General features: G+C 68.1%; 17 protein-coding genes. 12 read left to right on the top strand and 5 right to left on the bottom strand.

Going from position 1 to position 22,269, the window contains the following annotated elements:
• Positions 1-29: 29 nt before the first annotated feature.
• From thpR to ACIQC9_RS13960, 7 genes are all read left to right on the top strand, one after another.
• The gene (thpR, locus tag ACIQC9_RS13990) at positions 30-569 is read left to right on the top strand and encodes an RNA 2',3'-cyclic phosphodiesterase (RefSeq protein ID WP_400617370.1); all 540 of its coding nucleotides are present in this window, start codon (positions 30-32) and stop codon (positions 567-569) included.
• Positions 566-1,102, top strand: a complete 537-nt coding sequence (locus ACIQC9_RS13985) for a GNAT family N-acetyltransferase (protein ID WP_400617039.1) — start codon at positions 566-568, stop codon at positions 1,100-1,102. Before thpR ends, ACIQC9_RS13985 begins: the two co-directional genes overlap by 4 nt.
• A gap of 62 nt (positions 1,103-1,164) precedes the next feature.
• Positions 1,165-2,394 (top strand): NAD-dependent epimerase/dehydratase family protein, encoded by a 1,230-nt coding sequence (locus ACIQC9_RS13980; protein ID WP_400617037.1) that lies wholly within the window; start codon positions 1,165-1,167, stop codon positions 2,392-2,394.
• Entirely contained in the window at positions 2,391-3,260 is an 870-nt protein-coding gene (locus tag ACIQC9_RS13975; protein ID WP_400617034.1) for an SDR family NAD(P)-dependent oxidoreductase, read from the top strand. Before ACIQC9_RS13980 ends, ACIQC9_RS13975 begins: the two co-directional genes overlap by 4 nt.
• A gap of 108 nt (positions 3,261-3,368) precedes the next feature.
• Complete coding sequence (gene katG / locus ACIQC9_RS13970; RefSeq protein WP_400617032.1) at positions 3,369-5,600, top strand: catalase/peroxidase HPI; 2,232 nt, start codon at positions 3,369-3,371, stop codon at positions 5,598-5,600.
• Positions 5,601-5,697: 97 nt separating this feature from the next.
• Complete coding sequence (locus ACIQC9_RS13965) at positions 5,698-6,585, top strand: hydrogen peroxide-inducible genes activator (RefSeq protein ID WP_400617368.1); 888 nt, start codon at positions 5,698-5,700, stop codon at positions 6,583-6,585.
• Between the two features lie 85 nt (positions 6,586-6,670).
• Positions 6,671-9,511 (top strand): M16 family metallopeptidase, encoded by a 2,841-nt coding sequence (locus ACIQC9_RS13960; RefSeq protein WP_400617030.1) that lies wholly within the window; start codon positions 6,671-6,673, stop codon positions 9,509-9,511.
• Here ACIQC9_RS13960 and ACIQC9_RS13955 read toward each other — a convergent pair.
• The 4 genes from ACIQC9_RS13955 to ACIQC9_RS13940 form a co-directional block, all read right to left on the bottom strand.
• Positions 9,508-10,335 (bottom strand): serine protease, encoded by an 828-nt coding sequence (locus tag ACIQC9_RS13955; protein ID WP_400617027.1) that lies wholly within the window; start codon positions 10,333-10,335, stop codon positions 9,508-9,510. The genes ACIQC9_RS13960 and ACIQC9_RS13955 overlap by 4 nt on opposite strands.
• A gap of 4 nt (positions 10,336-10,339) precedes the next feature.
• The gene (locus ACIQC9_RS13950) at positions 10,340-10,783 is read right to left on the bottom strand and encodes a DUF350 domain-containing protein (RefSeq protein WP_400617025.1); all 444 of its coding nucleotides are present in this window, start codon (positions 10,781-10,783) and stop codon (positions 10,340-10,342) included.
• A gap of 98 nt (positions 10,784-10,881) precedes the next feature.
• Positions 10,882-12,048, bottom strand: coding sequence for a 23S rRNA (adenine(2503)-C(2))-methyltransferase RlmN (gene rlmN / locus ACIQC9_RS13945; protein WP_400617022.1), 1,167 nt, complete (start codon positions 12,046-12,048; stop codon positions 10,882-10,884).
• Positions 12,049-12,122: 74 nt separating this feature from the next.
• Positions 12,123-12,533: a metallopeptidase family protein gene (locus tag ACIQC9_RS13940; RefSeq protein ID WP_400617020.1), complete on the bottom strand. Its 411-nt coding sequence runs from the start codon at positions 12,531-12,533 to the stop codon at positions 12,123-12,125.
• An 88-nt stretch (positions 12,534-12,621) separates the two neighbouring features.
• Here ACIQC9_RS13940 and ACIQC9_RS13935 point away from each other — a divergent pair, with 88 nt between their 5' ends.
• From ACIQC9_RS13935 to ACIQC9_RS13920, 4 genes are all read left to right on the top strand, one after another.
• Entirely contained in the window at positions 12,622-14,946 is a 2,325-nt protein-coding gene (locus ACIQC9_RS13935; protein ID WP_400617018.1) for an ATP-binding protein, read from the top strand.
• 37 nt (positions 14,947-14,983) lie between these two features.
• Positions 14,984-15,838 (top strand): HAD family hydrolase, encoded by an 855-nt coding sequence (locus ACIQC9_RS13930; RefSeq protein WP_400617016.1) that lies wholly within the window; start codon positions 14,984-14,986, stop codon positions 15,836-15,838.
• Positions 15,839-15,925: 87 nt separating this feature from the next.
• Positions 15,926-18,634: a phosphoenolpyruvate carboxylase gene (gene ppc / locus ACIQC9_RS13925; RefSeq protein WP_400617014.1), complete on the top strand. Its 2,709-nt coding sequence runs from the start codon at positions 15,926-15,928 to the stop codon at positions 18,632-18,634.
• A gap of 133 nt (positions 18,635-18,767) precedes the next feature.
• Positions 18,768-19,067 carry a UrcA family protein gene (locus ACIQC9_RS13920; RefSeq protein WP_400617012.1) on the top strand — a complete coding sequence of 100 codons (300 nt, stop codon included), beginning with the start codon at positions 18,768-18,770 and terminating at the stop codon, positions 19,065-19,067.
• A 42-nt stretch (positions 19,068-19,109) separates the two neighbouring features.
• Here the strand turns inward: ACIQC9_RS13920 and ACIQC9_RS13915 are convergent, their stop codons facing one another.
• Complete coding sequence (locus tag ACIQC9_RS13915; protein WP_400617009.1) at positions 19,110-21,284, bottom strand: M3 family metallopeptidase; 2,175 nt, start codon at positions 21,282-21,284, stop codon at positions 19,110-19,112.
• 122 nt (positions 21,285-21,406) lie between these two features.
• Between ACIQC9_RS13915 and ACIQC9_RS13910 the strand changes: the two genes are divergently transcribed.
• Positions 21,407-22,258, top strand: a complete 852-nt coding sequence (locus ACIQC9_RS13910) for a glutamate racemase (protein ID WP_400617006.1) — start codon at positions 21,407-21,409, stop codon at positions 22,256-22,258.
• Positions 22,259-22,269: the final 11 nt, after the last annotated feature.

The following is a 22,269-nucleotide window of genomic DNA, read 5'->3' as shown; positions in this document are numbered from 1 at the left end:
ACGCGTTCCGGGGCGCTACCAACCGTCGCATGATCCGGTTGTTCACCGCCCTGCCGATCCCCCACGACGTCGCCGAGACGCTGGCGCGCCGCCAGTCCGGCCTGCCCGGCGCGAAGTGGCGCAGCGGCGAACAGCTGCATGTGACGCTGGCCTTCTACGGCGAGGTCGACGAACGCCGCGCCGATGATCTGGCGAGCGAGCTTCAGCGCGCGGCGACCGGCGGTGCATTCGAGATCGCCCTGTCCGGCGTCGGCGCGTTCGGCGACAGCCACCGGAGCCATACCCTCTGGGCCGGCGTCGAACGCAGCGAGCGTCTGTCGGTGCTGGCCAACCGCTGCCGCGCGGCTGGCGAACGCGCGGGCGTCGTCATGGAGAAGCGCGACTATCGCCCGCATGTGACGCTGGCCTATCTCAAGACCCAGACCAATCCCGACCGGATCGGCGCCTGGATCACCGGCCACAACCTGCTGCACTCGCCGCCGATCCGGGTCGATCGCTTCGGCCTCTATTCCAGCGTGCTGGCCCACGACGGCAGCCAGTACGAACTCGAGCAGGAGTATTTCCTTTGAGCGGACCGACGATCGAGACCGAACGCCTCATCCTGCGCCCGACGGCGATGGACGACTTCCCGCGCTGGGCCGAGATGATGGCGGACCCCGAGGCCGCGCGCTTCATCGGCGGTCCCCAGCCGGCCGAGGCGGCGTGGCGGGGCTTCATGACCATGTCGGGTGCATGGACATTGACGGGCGTGGCGATGTTCTCGCTGATCGAGAAGTCGAGCGGTCTGTGGCTCGGCCGGATCGGGCCGTGGACGCCGCTGGGCTGGCCGGGAACTGAGGTCGGCTGGGGCCTGCATCCGGACGCGCAGGGCAAGGGCTATGGCGTCGAGGCGGCCACGGCGGCGCTGGACTATGCGTTCGATGTGCTGGGCTGGACCGACGTCATCCACTGCATTGATCCCGAGAACACGCCGTCGCAGCGACTGGCCGAACGCCTGGGCTCGACCAATCTGGGCCCGACCCGACTGCCGCCGCCTTTCGAGGGCGTCCCGGTCTATCGCTGGGGCCAGAGCCGTGAGCAGTGGCGGGCGCGGCGTCGCTGACGCTTTGCGCCCGGTCCGACCTGGTCTAGGCAGGATGTGAGGGAATTAAGAAGGGTAAAGCCATGCGCGTTCTTGTGCTTGGAGGCGATGGATTCTGCGGCTGGCCGACGGCGCTGCACCTGTCCGCGCGCGGCTGGGACGTGATGATCGTCGACAACCTCAGCCGTCGGAACATCGATAACGAGCTTGAAGTCCAGTCGTTGACGCCCATCCGCACCATGGGCGAGCGGATCGCCGCATGGGCCGAGGTGTCGGGCCGCACGATCGAGTTCACCAATATGACGGTCGGCAAGGAGTTCGATCGCCTCGTCGCCCTGATCCGCGACTGGGCGCCCGACAGCGTCGTCCACTTCGCCGAGCAGCGGGCCGCGCCCTATTCGATGAAGTCGGCCCGGCACAAGCTCTACACCGTCGACAACAATCTGAACGCCACCAATCACCTGCTGGCGGCCATCGTGGAGAGTGGGCGCGACGTCCATCTGGCCCACCTCGGGACCATGGGCGTCTATGGCTACACCACGGCCGGCCTGCGCATTCCGGAAGGCTACCTGAAGATCACGGTCGATACTGACTTCGGCCCAACCGAGCAGGAGATCCTGTTCCCGCCGAACCCGGGCTCGATCTACCACATGACCAAGACGCAGGACGCCCTGCTCTTCCAGTTCTACGCCAAGAATGACGGCCTGCGGATCACCGACCTGCACCAGGGCATCGTCTGGGGCGCCCAGACCGAAGAGACCCGCAAGGACGAACGGCTGATCAACCGCTTCGACTATGACGGCGACTACGGCACGGTGCTGAACCGGTTCCTGATGCAGGCGGCGGTCGGCTATCCGCTGACCGTCCACGGCTCGGGCGGCCAGACCCGCGCCTTCATCCACATCCAGGACACGGTGCGCTGTGTCGAGCTGGCGCTGGACAATCCGCCGAAGTCGGGCGAGCGGGTGAAGATTCTCAACCAGATGACCGAGAGCCGTCGGGTGCGCGATCTGGCCCGGATGGTCGCCGACATGACCGGCGCCGAGGTTCACAACGTCGCCAATCCCCGCCTCGAGGCCGACGAGAACGAACTCGTCGTGGCCAACGACCAGTTCCGCGAGCTCGGCCTGAAGCCGATCACCCTCGCCGAGGGCCTGATGCAGGACGTGACCGAGATCGCCCGCCGCTACGCCGACCGCGCCGACCGCTCGAAAATCCCCTGTGTCTCCAGCTGGAACAGCAAGCGGGCCGAGGCCATCAAGGCCGAACCGACCCCGTCGCCAGCGTCTGAGCGTCAGGCCCGGACTGCGTGACGGAGCGGCCGTCCCTCCTTGTCTTCGGCGGCGGCTGGCTGGGACAGGCGGCTGCACGCGAGGCCGTGCGCCGGGGCGGCTCGGCCCTGTTGACCAGCCGTGACGCAGACACCCGCTACGCGTTCGAGGCTGAAGGGCTCCGCGCCGTCGATCCCGCGGACGACATGGCGCTGGCGGCGGCCGTGGCTGGAGCATCCGCCATACTTGTCACCGCACCGCCCGGACCCGGCGGCTGTCCAGGCCTGAAGGCGCTGGAGCCCGCTCTTGCGTCCGCTGGCGCCTATCCCGACTGGATCGGCTATGTGTCGTCCACCGCCGTCTATGGCGACCGCGACGGCGGGTGGGCGTTCGAGGATGACGAGCTGAACGCCGCCTCGCTGGAGGGCGCACGCCGCGTGCGGGCCGAGCGCGACTGGCTGGACGCCGGACGCGGCATGGGCCTGACCGTCCAGATCTTCCGACTGCCGGCCCTGTACGGCCCCGGCCGCTCGCCGCTGGACAAGCTACGCGACGGCTCGGCGCGACTGGTCCGCAAGCCGGGGCAGGTGTTCAACCGCATCCATCTGGACGACGCCGTGTCGGGTCTGTTCGTCTCCATGGACCGGCCCAGGCCGGGCGCCGCCTACACCCTGTGCGACGACGAGCCCGCGCCCGCCGATGTGGTCATGGCCTTCGCCGCCCAACGCCTTGGCCTGCCGCGCCCGCCCGAGGTCGACCTCGACGATCCCTCGGTGTCGGACGCCATGCGACGGTTCTATCTGGACTCCAAACGCCTCTCGAACGCCCGCGCCAAGGCCGAGCTTGGGTGGCGTCCGAAATATCCCAGCTGGCGGGAAGGACTGGAAGCCCTGATCGCGGCGGGCTGAACTCGCTATAAGTTTTTCTGTTCCCGATCGAAAAGTTTATCGATTTTCCCTCGCCCCGTTTCCGGGCCTAGGGTGCCTGCATCGCCGTAAGAGCGGCAGGAGGAAAAGATGGACGGAAACGCTGGCGGACCCACGCCCCTGAACGATCCGAAGAAGGAAGCGGCCGCGCTGCGGACCCTGCTGGGCCGGACCAATCGCGACTGGTGGCCGAACCATCTGACCATGGACATCCTGCACCAGCAGGGCCGGTCGGGCGATCCGATGGGCGACGACTTCAACTACGGCGAGGCGTTCAAGAAGCTCGACTACGCCGCCGTCAAACGCGACCTGACCGCCCTGATGACCGACAGCCAGCCGTGGTGGCCGGCGGACTATGGTCACTACGGCCCCTTCTTCATCCGCATGGCCTGGCACTCGGCCGGCACCTACAGAACCGGTGATGGCCGCGGCGGGGCCAGCGCGGGCCAGCAACGGTTCGCACCGCTGAACAGCTGGCCGGACAACGGCAACCTCGATAAGGCGCGGCGCCTGCTGTGGCCGATCAAGCAGAAGTATGGGGCCAACCTGTCGTGGGCGGATCTGATGATCCTCGCCGGCAACGTCGCCATCGAGAGCATGGGCGGGCCGGTGTTTGGCTTCGGCGGCGGCCGGGCGGATGTCTGGGAGCCCGAAAAGGACGTCTACTGGGGCACCGAGGAGGAGTGGCTGGGCGCCACCCGTATCGACGAGGAAGAAGGCAAGGCGTTGGAGAGCCCGCTGGCCGCGATCCAGATGGGCCTGATCTACGTCAATCCGGAAGGTCCCGCCGGCAGCGCCGACGCCCTGAAGTCCGCGCGCGACATGCGCGAGACCTTCGCCCGCATGGGCATGAATGACGAGGAGACCGTGGCCCTGACCGCCGGCGGCCACACCTTTGGCAAGGCCCACGGCGCGGGGGACGCGTCCAAGGTCGGCGCCGACCCCGAAGGCGCCGACATCGCCCAGCAGGGTCTGGGCTGGCAGTCCGGCCACGAGAGCGGCATGGGCGACCACACCATCACTTCGGGCCTCGAAGGCGCATGGACCCCCACGCCGACCCAGTGGGACAACAGCTTCTTCGCCATGCTGCTGGACCACGAGTACGAGCTGGTCCGCAGCCCCGCAGGCGCGAAACAGTGGCAGCCCGTCGGCAATCCGGAAGAGACCCTGGCGCCCGGCGCCCACAGTCCGCACCGCAAGGTGCCGACCATGATGACCACCGCCGACATGGCGCTGAAGGTCGACCCGGCCTACCGCGCGATCTCCGAGAAGTTCCGCGCCGATCCAGCTTACTTCGCCGACGCCTTCGCCCGCGCCTGGTTCAAGCTGTGCCACCGCGACATGGGGCCGAAGTCCCGTTATCTCGGGCCGGAGGTTCCAGCCGAGGACCTGATCTGGCAGGACCCGATCCCGGCGCGCACCGGACCGGTCATCAGCGCCGGCGACATCAAGGCGCTGAAGGACAGGATCGCAGCCTCGGGCCTTTCGGTCACCGAACTGGTCACCACCGCCTGGGCCTCGGCCGTGACATATCGCGGCTCGGATCACCGGGGCGGCGCCAATGGCGGACGCCTGCGTCTGGCGCCGCAGAAGGACTGGGAGGTCAACGAGCCCGCCAAACTGGCGAGGGTCCTGAAGGTCTATGAGGACATCAAGGCCGCCTCGGGGACGACCGTCTCCATCGCCGACCTGATCGTGCTCGGCGGCTCCGTCGGCATCGAGCAGGCGGCAAGGGCAGCGGGCCATTCGGTCGAGGTTCCCTTCACACCGGGCCGCACCGACGCCTCTGCCGAGCAGACCGATGTCGAAGGCTTCGCGGTGCTGGAGCCCAAAGCCGACGGCTTCCGTAACTATCTGTCGGTGCGCTTCAATGTGCCAACCGAGGAGCTTCTGGTCGACAGGGCGCAGCTGCTCGGCCTCACCGCGCCGGAGATGACGGTGCTCGTAGGCGGTCTGAGGGTGCTGGGCGCCAACCACGGCAACTCGAAGCATGGGGTCTTCACCGATCGTCCGGGGCAGCTGACCAACGACTTCTTCGTCAACCTGCTGGACATGCGGACAGCGTGGAAGGAGGTCTCTGACCGGGGCGACGAGGTCTTCGTTGGCTCGGACCGCGACACGGGCGAGGAGCGCTGGACGGCGACGCGAACCGATCTGGTGTTCGGCTCCAACTCCCAGCTGCGCGCCCTCTCCGAGGTCTATGCCTCGTCCGACGCCGGGGAGAAGTTCGTCCGGGACTTCATCGGCTCATGGACCAAGGTCATGAACGCCGACCGCTTCGACGTGACGCTGGAAGAAGAGTTCGGCACGGCGGCCGTTTGAGAAATCCGGTCCTCCACGGCGCCGTCGTGGAGGACCGACTTCATAGGTCGCGCAGATCGTCATGGCTTTCGGCATAGCCACGCCCTATGTCGGGCGCATGCTTCCGACGCTCCGACAGCTCCAGTACCTCAAGCTTCTTGCCGAGCACGCCTCGTTCAGTCGCGCGGCCGAAGCCGCCCACGTCAGCCAGCCCGCCCTCTCGGCGGGCGTGCAGGAACTGGAGAAGATCCTCGGCGCGCCGGTCGTCGAGCGCACGCGCGGGCAGGTCCAGTTGACCGCCGTCGGCGCCGAAGCCGTGCAGCGTGCCGAGGACGTGCTGGCCCGCACCGAAGATCTGGTCGAGGCCGCGCGCAACGCCGGCAAGCCGCTGTCGGGCCGTTTCCGGCTGGGCGTCATACCCACCGTCGCCCCCTTCCTGCTGCCCGCCAAACTGCCGCCGATGCGCGAAGCCTATCCGCAGCTTCGCCTGTTCATTCGCGAGGATCTGACGCCCAATCTGGTCAAGGCCCTGAAGGCCGGTCAACTGGACGCCGCGGTGATCGCCCTGCCCTATACCGCCTCCGGCATCGACCACGCCCGCATCGGAGACGACGAGATCCTGGCCGCCGCGCCGGTCGGCCATGCGCTCGCCGGGACCGGACCCATCCCCGCCGGTTCGCTGAAGGCCGAGGACCTGATCCTGCTGGAGGACGGCCACTGCCTGCGCGATCAGGCGCTGGCCGCGTTCGATATCGACCCGCCCAAGGGCGACGACGTCTTCGCCGCGACAAGCCTGCATACGCTGGTGCAGATGGTGTCCTCCGGCCTCGGCGTCAGCTTCCTGCCCGAGATGGCTGTGCGGGCCGGGCTGGCGGATATGCCCGGCGTCGTCGTGCGCTCCATTTCCGCCAAAGCGCCCCGGCGCGAGATCGTCGTCGCCTGGCGCAAGGGCTCCAGCCGGGCCAGCGAGGCGCGCCTGCTGGCCGAGGCCCTGCGGCTGGACTGACATTACCTTTCCGTAAGGTGCGGCCCCGCGCGGCCCTGATAGGGTTCGCGTCGCCCGCTTGGTCGGGCGTCCGGAGCCCTGCCTGATGAAGTCCCGCCTGATCCTCACCGTCGCCGCGTCCGCCCTGCTGCTCGGCCTGCCCGCCGCTGCGCCGGCCTTCGCCCAGCAGCCCGTCGCCGGAACGTCCGTGGCGGTGCCGCCGCTGGGCTTCCAGGAGCGGACCCTTCCGAACGGTCTGAAGGTCTACACCTCGCGCGATACGTCCACGTCGAACGTGACGGTACAGATCTGGTACAAGGTGGGGTCCAAGGACGATCCCGAAGACCGCTCCGGCTTCGCCCACCTGTTCGAACACCTGATGTTCAAGGCGACGAAGAACTTCCCGGACGAGACGTTCGACCGCCTGACCGAGGACGTGGGCGGCAACAACAACGCCTTCACCTCCGACGACGTCACCGCCTACCACGAGACGGTTCCCGCCAATCACCTGCAGCGCCTGATCTTCGCCGAGGCCGACCGGCTGGGCTCGCTGGTCGTCAATGAGAGCGTGTTCGAGAGCGAGCGCGACGTCGTCAAGGAGGAGTACCGCCAAGGCGTACTGGCCAGCCCCTACGGCCGCCTGTTCAGCCTGTTCGTGCCCGCCACCATCTATCAGCAGCACCCCTATCGCCGCTCGACCATAGGCTCGATAGAGAACCTGGACGCCGCGACCATCGAGGACGTGCGCCGCTTCCACGCCACCTATTACCGCCCGGACAACGCCTATCTGATCGTCGCGGGCAACTTCGATCAGGCCCAGCTGGACGGCTGGATCGACCAGTATTTCGCACCGCTGAAGAACCCTGACCGCCCGCTGCCCGCCAATGACGTGCGCGAGCCCGAGCCGACCGGGCCACGCGAGGCGACCTTCTATGCGCCTAACGTGCCGCTGCCCGCGGTGGTGCTGGCCTGGCCGGCGGTGCGCTACGGCGATCCGGACCGCGCAGCCCTGACCGTGCTGGACGGCATCCTGTCGACGGGCGAGAGCTCACGCCTGTATCGCGCGCTGGTCTATGATCAAAAGATCGCCACCCAGGCCGCCTCCAGCCTCGACGCCAGCCAGCAGGCCGGCGCCGTGACCGCCTACGCCATCATGGCCGAGGGCGAGGGTCCCGACGCCGGCATCGCGTCCCTCCGCGCCGAGGCCGCCCGCCTGCGCGACCAGCCGGTCACCGCCGCCGAACTGGCCGAGGCCAAGAACGAGCTGGTCGCTGGCGCCCTGCGTGAGCGGGAGACGGTCGAGGATCGCGCCAATGTGCTGGGCTGGTCCTTGATCAACACCGGCGACGCCGCCGCCGCCGACGCCGAGATCGCCGCCCTGCAGGCAGTGACAATCGCCGATATCCAGCGCGTGGCCCGCCGCTATCTGACCGACGACCGCGCGATCACCATCCGCTATCTGAAGGCGGACGACCAGCATCCGGTCACCGCCCAAGCGGTCGATGTGGAAGCGCCGGTCAAGGTCGCAGACCTCGCCCCCGTCGGCCAGATCTTCGAGCTTCTGCCCGAGGGCCAGCGTACGGCCATTCCCGAAGCCGGCCCGGCCGTCGACCCGGCCACGCCCGCGGTCGAGACCTTCACCCTGTCGAACGGGCTTGAAGTCTATGTCGCCCGCAAGCCGGGTCTGCCTCTGATCTCCGCCCGCCTCGGCCTCGACGCCGGGTCGGCCGACGACGGCGGCAAGTCGGGTCTGGCGGTCATGACCTCAGGTCTGCTGACCCAGGGCGCCGCCGGCCGCTCGGCGCCCGAGATCGCCGCCGAGATCGAACAACTGGGCGCGCAGATCGGCGCCTCGTCCGGCCCCGACTTCACCAACGTCTTCGCCAACGCCCCGGCCGATGTTTTCCCGCGCGCCATGAGCCTGATGGCCGATCTGGTGCGCCGCCCTGACTTCGCCGCGGAAGAGGTCGAACGTCAGCGCGACCAGACGCTGGACGGCTTGCGCGTGGCGCTGAGCTCGCCCGGCCCCGTGGCCGCCGCGGCCGCCGGTCGGGTGGTCTATGGCGACGCTCCCTATGGCGCGCCCTCGGGGGGCACCCTGACCTCCATCCCGGGTCTAACCCGCGAGGATGTGACCGCCTTCCACGCAGCCCGCTATCGCCCCGAGACCGCCAAGCTGGTCTTCTCCGGCGACATCACGGTCGAACAGGCCCGTACCCTCGCGGAACAGGCCTTCGGCGACTGGCGCGCCGCCGGCCCCGCCCCCGCCGCCCAGAGCGATCCAGCCGGGGCCGCCGCCACGCCGCGTGTTGTGGTCATCGACCAGCCGGGCGCCGGGCAGGCCGCCGTCTACGCCGCCATGCGCAGCATCGCCCGCAGCGATGAGGACTACTTCCCTCTGACGCTGGGCAACACCCTGCTGGGCGGCAGCTTCACCTCGCGCCTCAATCAGGAGATCCGGATCAAGCGTGGTCTCAGCTACGGCACACGCTCGAACCTCGGCATCCGCGCCGACGAGGGCGCCTTCGTGGCCTCGGCCCAGACGCGCAATGACGCGGCCGTCGAGGTCGCCGATCTGGTGCTCGCCGAAATCGGTCGCCTGTCGAACAGCCAGCCGACCGCCAGCGAGATGACCACCCGTCAAGCCATCCTGACCGGCGGCTTCGGCAGCTCGCTCGAGACCGTTGACGGTCTGGGCGGCGTGGTCGCCGGGCTGGCGCTCTATGATCTGCCGATGAGCGAACTGGCCGCCTACGCCGGCAAGGTGGAGGCCATCACGCCGCAGCAGGTTCAGGCGGCCTTCGCCGAGCACCTGCCCGCCGCGAACGCCAGTCTGGTGATCGTCGGCGACGCCTCGGTCTTCCTCGAAGGCCTTCGGGCCAAATACCCGAACCTCGAGGTGATCAAGCTGACGGACCTGAACCTGGATGCGGCCGCGCTGCGCTAGGCTTTGGCTGACAGGCAGACGACCTGGGCGACCTGCAGATCCCGTCTCAGGTCGTTCGCCACCTTGCCGTAGTTGTCGGTGTCGATCCGGCGGCCGTTGACCGGCTCGTCCGGGCTTTGCACGCCGCGAATGGCGGGACCGAAGGTGTCCGGAGCGGTCGTATAGATGCGGCCGCGCCGGGGGCTTTCGGCGATGGTCACCCCGACGACCCGGCCCTGACGGTCCAGCACCGGTCCGCCGGACAGGCCGGCCAGCGTGCCGCCCAGTCCCTTGGTCCGCCCCACCTCCGCCCACGCCAGCACCGGCTCGTCATGGGCGTTGCGCCCCCGGACCTTCAGGGTCTCGCGGCCCAGCAGGCGCGACGCCACCTCGCCGGGCTTGCCTTGCGGGTACCCGGGGTGGAAGCCGCGCTGGCCTTCCCGCAGCGTGGGCCCGACCACCACCGGCACCGCCGGCGGTCCGCCATCGGTCAGCAGCAAGGCGATGTCCGCCCGCGACGCCAGCCGGACGTCCGCCGCGACCGCCCGATCCGGGGCCACCACGATGGCCGGTCGAGGACAGCCCTCAACCACATGCCGCGCAGTGACCCACCGGCCGCTGCGCGCGATCGAAAAAGCGGTTCCCGCGGACGGCTGGAAGGGAATGTCCGGCGCCATCACGGTCACCGATGGGTCGAACGGCGTGACGGGACCCAACAGGGCGCCGTCGTCTTCTGCGTCGTCGGGCGGCGGGGCGGGATCGGCGTTCTCGCGCCGGCTCAGGGACGCACCGACCAGCACGGCCACCACCAGACCGTAGATCAACCAGTCGGGCAATCGCCGCATGGGCTCAGCCCGTCAGGGCGGCGGAGAGGATCAGGGCCGTCGCCAGCTTGGCGCCCACCAGCACGACGGCCGCCGCGACCTGCCCCTCGCGGATACGCTGGGCCAGGCCGTGCAGCACCATGTCGACCAACCTGAAAACCAGCAGCTGCAGCGCCACCGTCGCCACGCCCCAGACGACGATGTCCTTGATTGAGGTCGAGACGCTGAGACTGACCGCCAGCGGCGCGGCCAGCCCCACCAGCACCCCCGCCAGCGCCAGCGCGGCCGCGGCGTTGCCCTGACGAACGAGGTCGATCTCCTTCCACGGCGTCATCAGCATATAGAGCGTCGCCCCCACGCCCAGCAGGGCGAGCGTCACGCCGAGATGCGCCAGCGTCGTCGGAAACCCGGTCGCAAACGCCTGCACCTCTGCGCTGTCGAGCACGCTGTTGACGTCAGGGGCGGTCATGCGGGTTCCGGAGTGGTGTTCCACCTCCGATTGCCCGGTTTACGCCTCAATCCGCAAGCGCCGGGGCGCCACAGTCGATCAACAAAGATATCGGCGCGTTACGCGGCCTCGGCGGTGCCCTGCTCCGCCTTCCGCAGAGCCGACGCCCTGACCTTCTCGCTCTCGCTCTTCAGCTGCCCGCAGGCGGCCAGGATGTCCCGTCCGCGCGGAGTGCGGATGGGGGAGGCGTAACCGGCCTTGTTCAGGATGGCGGCGAAGCGTTCGATGGTCTTCCAGTCCGAGCACTCATAGTCGGTGCCGGGCCAGGGGTTGAACGGGATCAGGTTCACCTTGGCCGGGATGCCCTCGATCAGCTTCAGCAGGGCGCGGGCTTCTTCCGGGCTGTCGTTGACGCCCTTGAGCATCACGTATTCGAACGTCACCCGCCGGGCGTTCGAGATGCCCGGATAGGCGCGGATGCCCGCCATCAGCTGTTCGAGATTGTACTTCTTGTTCAGCGGCACCAGCACGTCACGCAGGGCGTCATTCGTGGCGTGCAGGCTGATCGCAAGCATGGCCTGCGTCCGGGTTCCCAGCGCGTCGAGCTGGGGCGTGACGCCGGAGGTCGAGACGGTGATCCGGCGGCGGGACAGGGCGATGCCTTCGTTGTCACTGATGATGTCGATGGCGTCGGCGACGTGGTCCAGATTGTAGAGCGGTTCGCCCATGCCCATGAAGACGATGTTCGACAGTCGGCGGTCTTCCTTGGGCGACGGCCATTCTTCCAGATCGTCGCGCGCGACCTGAACCTGCGCCACGATCTCGGCGGCGGTCAGGTTGCGGACCAGCTTCTGGGTGCCGGTGTGGCAGAAGGTGCAGTTCAGCGTGCAGCCCACCTGCGACGACACGCACAGGGCGCCGGCGCGGCCGACGTCAGGGATGTAGACGGTCTCGATCTCGATGCCCGGCGCGGTGCGGATCAGCCATTTGCGGGTGCCGTCCTTCGACACCTGACGCTCGACGATCTCGGGGCGGGCGAGGGTGAAATGCTCGGCCAGCTTCGCCTGCATGTCCCTGGCGACATTGCTCATCGTGGCGAAGTCGGTGACGCCGTAATGGTGGATCCAGCCCCAGATCTGACTGGCCCGCATCTTCGCCTTTTCCGGCGGACAGACGTTCGCGTCGATCAGCGCCTGACGCAGGCCCGCGCGCGTCAATCCACTGAGATTGACCGGGGCCGAAACGGCCGGCGCGGACGCGCGGGAAAGATCGAGCGAATGGCTCAAGACGAAATCCTGAAGCGAAGGGAGGCCGGCCTTATACCACAGATCGCGCTGGTTTTAAGGCGTGCGCAGAACCCTCAGTCCGTACTGTCCTCGATGTGATGGATCTGGTCGTCATCGAGGCCGAAGTGGTGGCCGATCTCGTGGATCAGGACGTGGCCGATGATTTCGGCCAGACCGACGTCGCCACGTTCGCACCATTCGTCGAGGATCGGGCGGCGGTAGAGAAAGATGCGCGCCGGCTCGTGAGCCGGACCCATCTCGTCGCGGCGGCCGATGTCGACGCCGTGATACAGGCCCGTCAGCTCGAAGGGGTCCTCCATGCCGAAATGGGCCAGTGTCTCCTCATCTGCGAAGTCGTCGACCCGGATCACCACCTCCCCGGCCAGCGAGGCGAAGGGCTGGGGCAGGGCGTCGAAGGCCTGACGCGCCAGACGGGCGAAATCGTCGAGGGAGGGGGCGAGCTGGTCGGTCCAGGGTTCGGTCATGCTTCGCCATATCGGTCTTCAGACGCCGCCTCGCAAATCCGGCGACGCGCGGTATGGTTACCGAATCGGGGAATCGTTCGGGACGAGGATGGCTGACGTCGATATCGCCTATGTCGCGACGGTCGGCGCAGCCGGTCTGGCTGTGGCGCTGAGCGCCTGGGCCGCGCGGCTGCGCGAGCGGTTGGTCAGGCGCACCGAGAAGGCCGAGCAGGATCTGGCCCATGCGCAGGCCTCGCTGGCCGACAGCGACGGCGCGCTGGCCGCCTTCGAGGACGTGCGTCTGGCTCTTTCGCCGGATGGCCAGACCCGACGGCTCGGCGCGCCTTCCGCATGGGCCGCCCTGCTGCAGGATCTGGTCGATCGTCCGGACCCGGATGATCCCGTCACCGTGGTGCTCACCGCCGTGCGTCAGGCCTCGGGCCCGCGTCTCGACGCCCTGATCGAGCGAGGCGAGCCGTTCGACGGTGTGCTGGAGGGTTCGGGGGCGGCATGGGCGATCGAAGGTCGCTCATCGGCCGGAGCAGCGTGGCTGCGCCTTTCGCGGCTGGCGCTGGTAGGCACGGCGGCGGAGAGCGGTCTGGGTCTGCTGGCGGACGCCTCGCCCTCACCGACGTGGATCACCGACAAGGCGGGCCGTCTGGCGTGGGCCAACGCCGCCTGGCTGGTCGAGATGAAGGCCGACAGCGTCGAGAAGGCGCGCGAAGAGCAACTCAGCTTCGACCGCGGCGTCGACGCCGTGATCGCCGAGGCGGGCCGCACCCACCAGCGTCAGGAAGCCTTCCGCTGGACCACCGGCGGCGGTCGCCGTCGCGCCTGGAAGATCATCGCCGAGCCGGTTCAGGGGGGCGCCGGCGCGGTGCTGGCCTTTGCGCTGGAAATGACGGAGGTCGAGGAGACGCGCGACACCCTGCGCCGCCACGTCGAGGCGCATGACGAAACCCTGAACCACCTCGCCGACGCCGTCGCCATCTTCGGCCCGTCCAAGCGGCTGGCGTTCCACAACATCGCCTTCCAGCAGCTGTTCAACATCGACCCGGCGTGGCTGGACGAGCGTCCGACCCATGCGGAACTGCTTGACCGCCTGCGCCAGCGCCGCCTGCTGCCGGAGGTCATCGACTACGCCGGCTGGAAGGCGCGCGAGCTGGACTTCTACGGCGCCGCCGAGGCCGCGCCGGACGACAGCTGGTCCCTGCCAGACGGCCGTACCCTGCGCGTCGTGCGCCAGCCCCATCCGCTGGGCGGCATGCTGCTGCTGTTCTCGGACATCACGGATGAGCTTCAGCTGCGCAGCCGTTTCAACGCCCAGCTGCAGGTCCAGACCGCGACGCTGGACAAGCTGAACGACGCCGTCGCCGTGTTCGGTTCGGACGGCCGCATCCGCCTGCACAACGAGGCGTTCGAGCGCTTCTGGGGCGTCAGCGGCGAACAGCTGACCGCGGCCGGCGATTTCGACGCCGTCGCCGCCCTGTGCCAAACCACCATGCCCGACCCGGCCCTTTGGTTGGGATTGAAGGCTCGCGTCGCCGATCCGGACCCCGAAAGCCGGGTGCCGATCTCGGGCGAGGGCCGCACCGAGGATGGACGCATTGCGGCCTGGCAGACCCGGCCCCTGCCGGACGGCGCCACCCTTGTCGCCTTCTCCGACGTCACGGCCCGACGCGGGCTGGAGCAGGCGCTGGCCGCAAAGGCCGCCGCGCTGGAAGAGAGCCAGGCCCTGAAACGCGAGTTCGTCGGCAGCGTCAGCTATGAGCTACGGACGCCCCTGACCACCATCGTCGGCTATTCCGAACTGCTGGAGTCGATGGGCGATCTGAACGACCGCAACCGCCAGCACGCGGGCGCCATCCGCATCGCCGCCAGCCAGCTGGCCCGCTCGATCGACGACACGCTCGACATGGCCCAGATCGACGCTGGCGAGATGGAGCTGCAGCTGGGCGATGTCCGCGTCTGCGACCTGCTGGACGAGGCTGCTGAAAAGGCCCGCGCCCGGATCGAGGGCCGCGGCGCGACGCTGAGCATCGTTTGCCCCGCCGGGCTGAAAACCATTCGCGCCGACGCCCATCGGGTCGGTCAGGCGCTGGAGCATCTGCTGGACAACGCCATCCGTTCGATCGTCGACCAGGACGGCTCCATCACCCTGTCGGCCGAGGCCACTTCGACCGAAATGCGTATCCGGGTCGAGGACACCGGACGCGGCATCCCCTACCACCTTCAGGCCCACGTCTTCGATCGCTTCATCAAGCGCGAACGCGGCGGGCCCGGCGTCGGCATGGCTCTTGTGAAGGCGCTGGTCGAGCTGCACGGCGGCTGGGCCGAGGTCGAAAGCGAGCCCGGCAAGGGGGCCGCCTTCACCCTGCACCTTCCGCACGAAGCCACCGGTGCAGCAGCCGCGCCGGAGTTGCGGCTGGGCTAGTTTGGTATAGAGCGGCCCTGAACCAAGGATCGCGCCCATGGCCAAGCCGCTCAAGACCGCCCTCATCTATGACTTCGACGGCACGCTCGCGCGCGGCAATATGCAGGAGGTCACCTTCATCCCCTCGGTGGGCATGGGGATCGGCGACTTCTGGGGCGCAGCGGACCAGCTGACCCGCGACGCCGACGGCGACAACATCCTGATGTACATGCAGCTGATGCTGCAACGGGCGCGGGAGAACGACGCCCCCATCACCCGCAACCTGCTGGCGGAGCACGGGCAGGACGTGAAGCTGTTCGATGGTCTGAAGTCCGACCTGACCGGCAAGGGCTGGTTCGATCGCATCAACGAGGTCGGCGCGAAATACGGGCTGGAGATCGAGCACTACATCATCTCGGCCGGGCTGGAGGAGATGATCGCCGGCTGCCCGATCCACGAGGAGTTCCGCCACGTCTTCGCGTCGAAATTCGTCTACGACCAGAATGGCGTCGCCATCTGGCCGGCGGTGGGCGTCAACTACACCACCAAGACCCAGTACCTGTTCCGCATCAACAAGGGCGTGCTGAACCACTGGGAGCATGAGCGGATCAACAAGTTCATGGCCGACGACGAGCGGCCGGTGCCGTTCGAGCGGATGATCTTCCTCGGCGACGGCGACACCGACGTGCCGACCATGAAGATGATGCACACCAAGGGCGGCTTCTCGATCGCGGTCTACGACCCGCGCAACTCCGAGAAGGACCAGAAGAAGATCTACGGCCTGATCTCCGAGGACCGGGTCAACTTCGTCGCCGCCGCGGACTATCGGGAAGGCTCTGCGCTGGACCTGATCGTCAAGGGTCTGATCGGCCGGATCGCGATCAATGCGGGGACCATGCCCGAAGGCGTCTGATGACGAACGGTAACGGCGGGCGGGGTTTCGTTGACTTGCGCTCCCCCGACGGCGTCTGATCGGCGTTCTCCCCAGGGACACACCGTTATGATCCAGGCCGCTGACGATCGACTCCGCGATGAGGTTCGCCTGCTGGGCGGCCTTCTGGGCGAGGTCATCCGGGACGAGGGCGGTCAGGATCTGTACGACCGCATCGAGGCGGTCCGACAGGCGTCGGTCGCCTACCACCGCGATCCCGCCTCTCACGACGCGTCACAGCTGGAAGCCCTGCTGGCCGCCCTGTCGCTGGATGAGGCGGTCGGACTGGCGCACGGCTTCGCGGTCTTCTCCCTTCTCGCCAACATCGCCGAAGACCGGGCTGGAAAGCGCCGCGCTCGCGCGCAGGCAGCTGAGGGTGCGCGGGCCGATACGCCCGAGGGCGCGCTGGCGCGACTTCAGACTGTCGGCAAGAGCCCCCAGGACGCTCGGGCGCTGTTGCAGCAGGCCCTGATCTCTCCGGTGCTGACCGCGCACCCGTCCGAGGTCCGGCGCAAGAGCGTCATAGACCGCATCGCCGCCGTGTCCGATCTGCTGGACGGCTGCGATGGACCGAATGGCGAACTGGGTTTCGCCTGCGCGCCCGATGTATTGACCGCCGGCCTCAGGAGACAGGCGGTCATTCTCTGGAATACCCGGCTGGCCCGCCAGACCGGCCTGATCGTGCAGGACGAGATCGAGACGGTCGTTTCCTTCCTCGAGCGGGTCTTCCTGCGAGTCGTCCCTGAACAACTGGCCGAGTGGCGCAAACGTCTGGACGCACCGGAGCTGGAGCCGTTCATCCGTATCGGCGCCTGGGTGGGGGGCGACAGGGACGGCAATCCCAATGTCGACGGCGCAGCCCTGACTGCCGTGTTCGCCACGTCCGCCCGGGCGGTCATGCGCTTCTATCTGGACGAGGTGCATGCCTTGGGCGCCGAGCTCAGCCTGTCCGGCTCCCTGACAGGCGTGTCTCCCGAACTGGCTGAGCTGGCGCGCGTCTCCGGCGACCTGTCGCCCCACCGCATTGACGAGCCCTATCGCCGAGCGCTCAGCGAGATCTACGCCCGCCTTTCATCGACCCACGCCAAACTGGTCGGCCAGCCCGCGCCACGACCGGCGCCGTTCGCGGCTACGGCTTACGAGGGTCCGGACGGCTTCCGGGCGGACCTGCAGATCCTGCACGACAGCCTTGTCGCGCAGCATGGCGCGGTTTTCGCTGATGACCGGCTGACGCGCCTGATCGCGACTGCGGACGTGTTCGGCTTCCACATGGCGACGCTGGACCTGCGGCAGAACTCCGATGTGCACGCCCGCGTGGTGGCTGATCTTCTGAAGACCGCCGGCGTCTGCGACGACTATGAGGCGCTGGATGAGGACGCCCGGATGGCCCTGCTGTCGGGCGAACTCGCCTCGGCCCGGCTGCTGTTCAATCCCTTCGCAGCCTATGCCGAAGAAACGCTGAAAGAGCGTGCGATCCTGCAGGCCGCCGCCGTCGCCATCGCCCGTTTCGGGCCGCAGGCGATCCGCACCCATATCGTGTCCAAGACCGACGCGGCATCCGACCTGCTGGAGGTCTATGTCCTGCTCAAGGAGGTCGGTCTATACCGCCCGGACGAACCCGGCGCCTGCCCCATCCAGGCCGCGCCGCTGTTCGAAACAATCGGCGACCTGCGCGCCGCACGGCCGACGATGGAGCGATTGCTGAAGGAACCGTCCGCCCTCGCCGTCGCCCGCTCCCGCGGCGTGCAGGAGGTGATGATCGGCTACTCCGACTCCAACAAGGACGGCTCCTACCTGACGTCGACGTGGGAGCTGCACGAGGCGTCGCGGGCCCTGTTGCAGGTGACCGACGCCGCAGGCCTGAAGCTTCAGCTGTTTCACGGCCGGGGCGGCGCGGTGGGCCGAGGCGGCGGCTCAAGCTTCTCGGCTGTACTGGGCCAGCCACAAGGCACCGTTGCGGGCCGCATTCGCGTCACCGAACAGGGCGAGGTCATCGCCAACAAGTACGGCGAGCCCGAGGTCGCGCGTCGCAACCTGGACGCCCTGACCTGCGGCGTCCTGCTGGCCTCACTGGCCCCGCCCCCAGACGCGGAGATGACGAAGCGACACGGTGAGACCCTCTCGGCTCTGTCCGGCGCATCGATGGCCGCCTACCGGTCGCTGGTCTATGAGACCGACGGCTTCGTCGACTACTTCCACGCGGCCACGCCGATCGCCGAGATATCGGAACTGAAGATCGGCTCGCGTCCGGCCTCGCGCTCGAAGTCGCCGGCCATCGAAGACCTGCGCGCTATTCCCTGGGTGTTCAGCTGGAGCCAGAGCCGGGTGATGCTGCCCGGCTGGTTCGGCTTCGGCTCGGCCTGCGCCAACGCCGATCTGGACGAGCTGCGCGCCATGGCCCGCGACTGGCCCTTCTTCCGGACCCTGATCCAGAACATGGAGATGGTGATGGCCAAGGCCGACATCACCATCGCCGGGCGCTACGCCTCGCTGGTCCCCGACCGGGCGCTGGCCGACCGGATCTATGGCGCGATCCGGCAGGAATGGGACCGCACTCACGCGGCCGTGCTGGCGGTTACCGGTCAGGAGGCGCTGCTGGCAGGCCAGCCCGAGCTGGACCGCCTGATCCGCCTGCGCATGCCCTATGTCGAGCCGCTGAACCACGTGCAGATCGAACTGATCCGGCGGCGGCGCGCCGGAGATGATGATCCGCGCGTTGGCGAAGGCATTCTGCTGGCGCTCAACGGTGTGGCGGCCGGGCTTCGGAACAGCGGCTGATCGGCGATTACGTTTCGCCGAATTCATCAAGCGTCGCCGTTTCGCCACCGGTTTCACACACGGACGATACGTAGACCCGGCATCTCCAGCACGTCGCCGCAAAGAGCGACGCAGCGCTCCAAAGGAGATCGCCATGAAAGTCATCGCTTCTCTCGCCGCCGTCGTCGCTCTCGCGGCCGCCGGCTCCGCCACCACCCAGGACATGCGTATCGCCTGGGGCGATCTCGACCTCGGCTCCACCTCAGGGTCCGCCGCGTTCGACAAACGCGTCGACATGGCGTCCCGGCGCTTCTGCAGCGCACCGCAACAACCGGGCACCCTGATCGTCCGGTCGCGGGAATGTCGTGAACAGGTTCGCCGCGCCGCCGTCGCCCAGCTGCCGCAGGCCGCGCAGGCCGACTACGCCCAGGCTCGCCAGTCGCTGTCGATCTGATGCGAAGAGGGCCGGCGGATGTCCCGCCGGCCCCCTCTCGTTCTAGCTGGTCGGGAAACCCCGGACCTTCAGCAACGCCGCCACATCCGGGTCACGACCGCGGAACTGGCGATACGCCTCGCCCCGATCGGTAGTGTTGCCCGGCGCAAGGATGATGTCCTTGTAGCGCCGGCCGATGTCCGGATTGAACACGTCGCCGGATTCTTCGAAATAAGCCCAGGTGTCGGCGTCCATCACCTCTGACCAAAGGTAGCTGTAATAGCCGGCCGAGTAGGCGTCCGACGTGAACAGGTGATTGAACTGCGGCAGGCGGTGCCGCATCACGATCTCCTTCGGCATGCCGTAGCGCGCGAGGCTTTCGCGTTCGAAGGCGTCGATATCGGTCGGCGGCGTGGCTTGCGTATGCAGGTCCATGTCGACCAGCGCCGAGGACAGATAGCTGACCGTCGCGTAGCCCTGATTGAAGGTGCCGGCCCGTTCGACCTTGTCCACCAGCGCCTGCGGCATGGGCTCGCCCGTCTGGTAGTGCTTCATGAAGCCATCGAGGATCGGGCGCGACAGCACCCAGTGCTCGTGCACCTGCGACGGATACTCCACGAAGTCCCGCGGCGTGCCGCCCAGCGCCGGATAGCGCACGGTCGAGTTCAGCGAGTGCAGGGCGTGGCCGAACTCGTGGAACAGGGTCTCGGCGTCATCCAGCGAGATCAGCAGGGGCTCGCCCGGACCCGGCTTGGTGAAGTTGTTGTTGTTCGACGACAGGACGTTTTTCTGCCCATCATAGGTCGAGTGCGAGCGGTAGCTGGTGGCCCACGCGCCCGATCGCTTGCCCGCGCGGGCGAAGTCGTCGGAATAGAACAGGCCGACATTGCGGCCCGTCGCCTTGTCAGTGACCTCGAACACCTCGACGCCCGGCTCGAACACCGGGACCGTCCCGGCCGGCAGCGCCTTGAACGTCAGGCCATACAGCCGCTCGGCCATGTAGAAGGCGCCGCGCTTGACCGCGCCGAGCTCGAAGTAAGGCTTCAGCTCGTTCTGATCGAGGTCGTACTTCTGCTTCTTCACCTTCTCGGCATAGTAGAGATAGTCCCACGGCTCGATGTCGTGACCGGCGAGGGTGCGCATGTCCGCGACCTCTTCCGCCACCCGCGCCTTCGCCGGCGCCCAGACGCGGTTCATCAGGTCCATCGCCGCGGCCGGGGTCCTGGCCATCGTGTCCTGCATGCGCAGTTCGGCATGGTTCTGATAGCCCAACAGCTTGGCCCGCTGGTCCCGCAGCTTCACGATCTCGGCGATCGTCGCATTCGTGTCGTTGGCGTCGCCGTTGTCGCCGCGGTTGACGAACTTGCGCCACACCGCCTCTCGCTGGGCGCGGTCGTCGCCGAAGGTCAGGAAGGGGTCGACGCTGGAGCGGGTGTTGACGATGGCCCAGCCCTGCACATTGCGGCTGCGCGCGGCGGCGGCCGCGGCGGCCTTGTTCGAGGCCGGCAGGCCCGCGACGCCGGCTTCGTTGGCGATCACCGTCCAGGTGTTTTCGTCGGCGACCACCTTCTGACCGAAGCCGGTGAAGGCGTTCGACAGGGCGGTGTTGATGCGGCCCAGCTCGGCCTTCTTGGCGGCGTCCAGCGCAGCGCCGCCACGGATGTAGGCGTCGCGACTGCGGGTGACGATGCGGGTCTGCTCGGGCGTCAATCCGGCGGCCTCGGCGTTGTCGGCGACCGTCTTGATCCGCTGGAACAGCTTCTCATTGAAGGTGATCTCGTCACCGGCGGCGGACAGCAGGGGCGAGACCTCGCGGTCCAGGGCCTGATAGTCGGCCGAGCCGATGTTCGAGGTCATCACGCCATAGATCGCCATCGCCCGGCCCAGCGGCTCGCCGGCCATCTGCAGGGCGACCGAGGTGTTGGCGAAGGTCGGGGGCTCCGGGTTGTCGGCGATCGCGGCGATCTCGGCGCGACGCAGTTCGATGCCCTCAAGAATCGCGGCGCGCAGCTTGGCGGGCGTGACCTTGTCCCACGGCGGAACGCCTTCATAGGGACCAGTCCAGACCTGAAGCAGTTCGGCCCGGGGTGTCTGCGCGGGCAGCACCGCGCGGGCGATGCGGGCGTCATCGACCATGCTCGCCGGTGCGGCTGAACCACCTGCTCCGGCTCCTGCGGTTGCACAGGCTGAAAGAGCCATGAGGCTGCCTCCGGCGATCAGAAGTTGGCGTCGATGCATCTCAAGGCTCCGAAGTCGTAGACGTTCCGCAAACCCTAGGCGTGTCGTCGCCGTCCTGTCACATGAACGCCGCGTAATCTTGGGCGTGGACGGCGATAGGCCGCACCTTTAAAGCCCGCCGCATGGCGATAGGCGTATTCGACTCCGGCGTTGGCGGCCTGACGGTTCACCGCGAACTGACGCGGCGGTTTCCCGAGCGGGATTTCGTCTATCTGGCCGATCAGGCGAACGCGCCGTACGGCGGCTGCGGGGGCGAGGAGATCGTCGATCTGACCCGCGCGGGCTGTGAACGCCTGTTCAAGGCGGGGGCCAATGTCATTGTGCTGGCCTGCAACACCGCCAGCGCCATCGCCCTGCGGCGCCTCCAGCAGACCTGGGTGCCCGAGGCGCGCGAGCGGCATGGTCGCCCGATCAACGTGCTGGGCATCATCGTCCCGACCATCGAGGCCGCGACCGGCCTGCCGTGGACCTATGAGGCCGAGCGGCGCGGGGACAAGATCGAGGCGCTGGAAGTCACCGGCGTCTTCTGCACCGCCGCCACCGCCCACAGCCGTGTTTATGAGATCGAAATCGACAAACGCCGCGAGGATCTGGCGGTCTTCTCCGAACCCTGCCCCGGACTGGCCGGCCTGATCGAACTCGGCGCCCCGGCGGAAGAGCTGAAGGTGGTGGTCGAGGACCACGTCGACGCGCTTCGCCGCCGCATCGGCCGCCATCCCGACAAGGCGATCCTTGGCTGTACCCACTACGAGATCGTCGCCGACCTGTTCGCCGCCGCCCTGCCCGCCGGCACGCCGGTGATCCACCAACCGGCCGCGGTCGCCGATGCGCTGGACCGCTATTTCCAGCGCCATCCCGAGTATCTGTTGGGCGGGTCCGGCCGTCGCGACTTCCTGACCACCGGCCGTGCTGGACCGCAGTCGGAACTGGTCGGTCAGTTCTGGGGCGCCCCCCTGACCTTCGACCAGGCTTGACGAACGCCGCT

Origin of the sequence: Brevundimonas sp. NPDC092305 (assembly GCF_044755415.1) — a bacterium.
In the GTDB taxonomy this organism is placed as follows: Bacteria; Pseudomonadota; Alphaproteobacteria; order Caulobacterales; family Caulobacteraceae; genus Brevundimonas.
The sequence above is the reverse complement of the archived record's forward strand: the minus strand, read 5'-3'. Positions and strand labels throughout refer to the sequence as shown.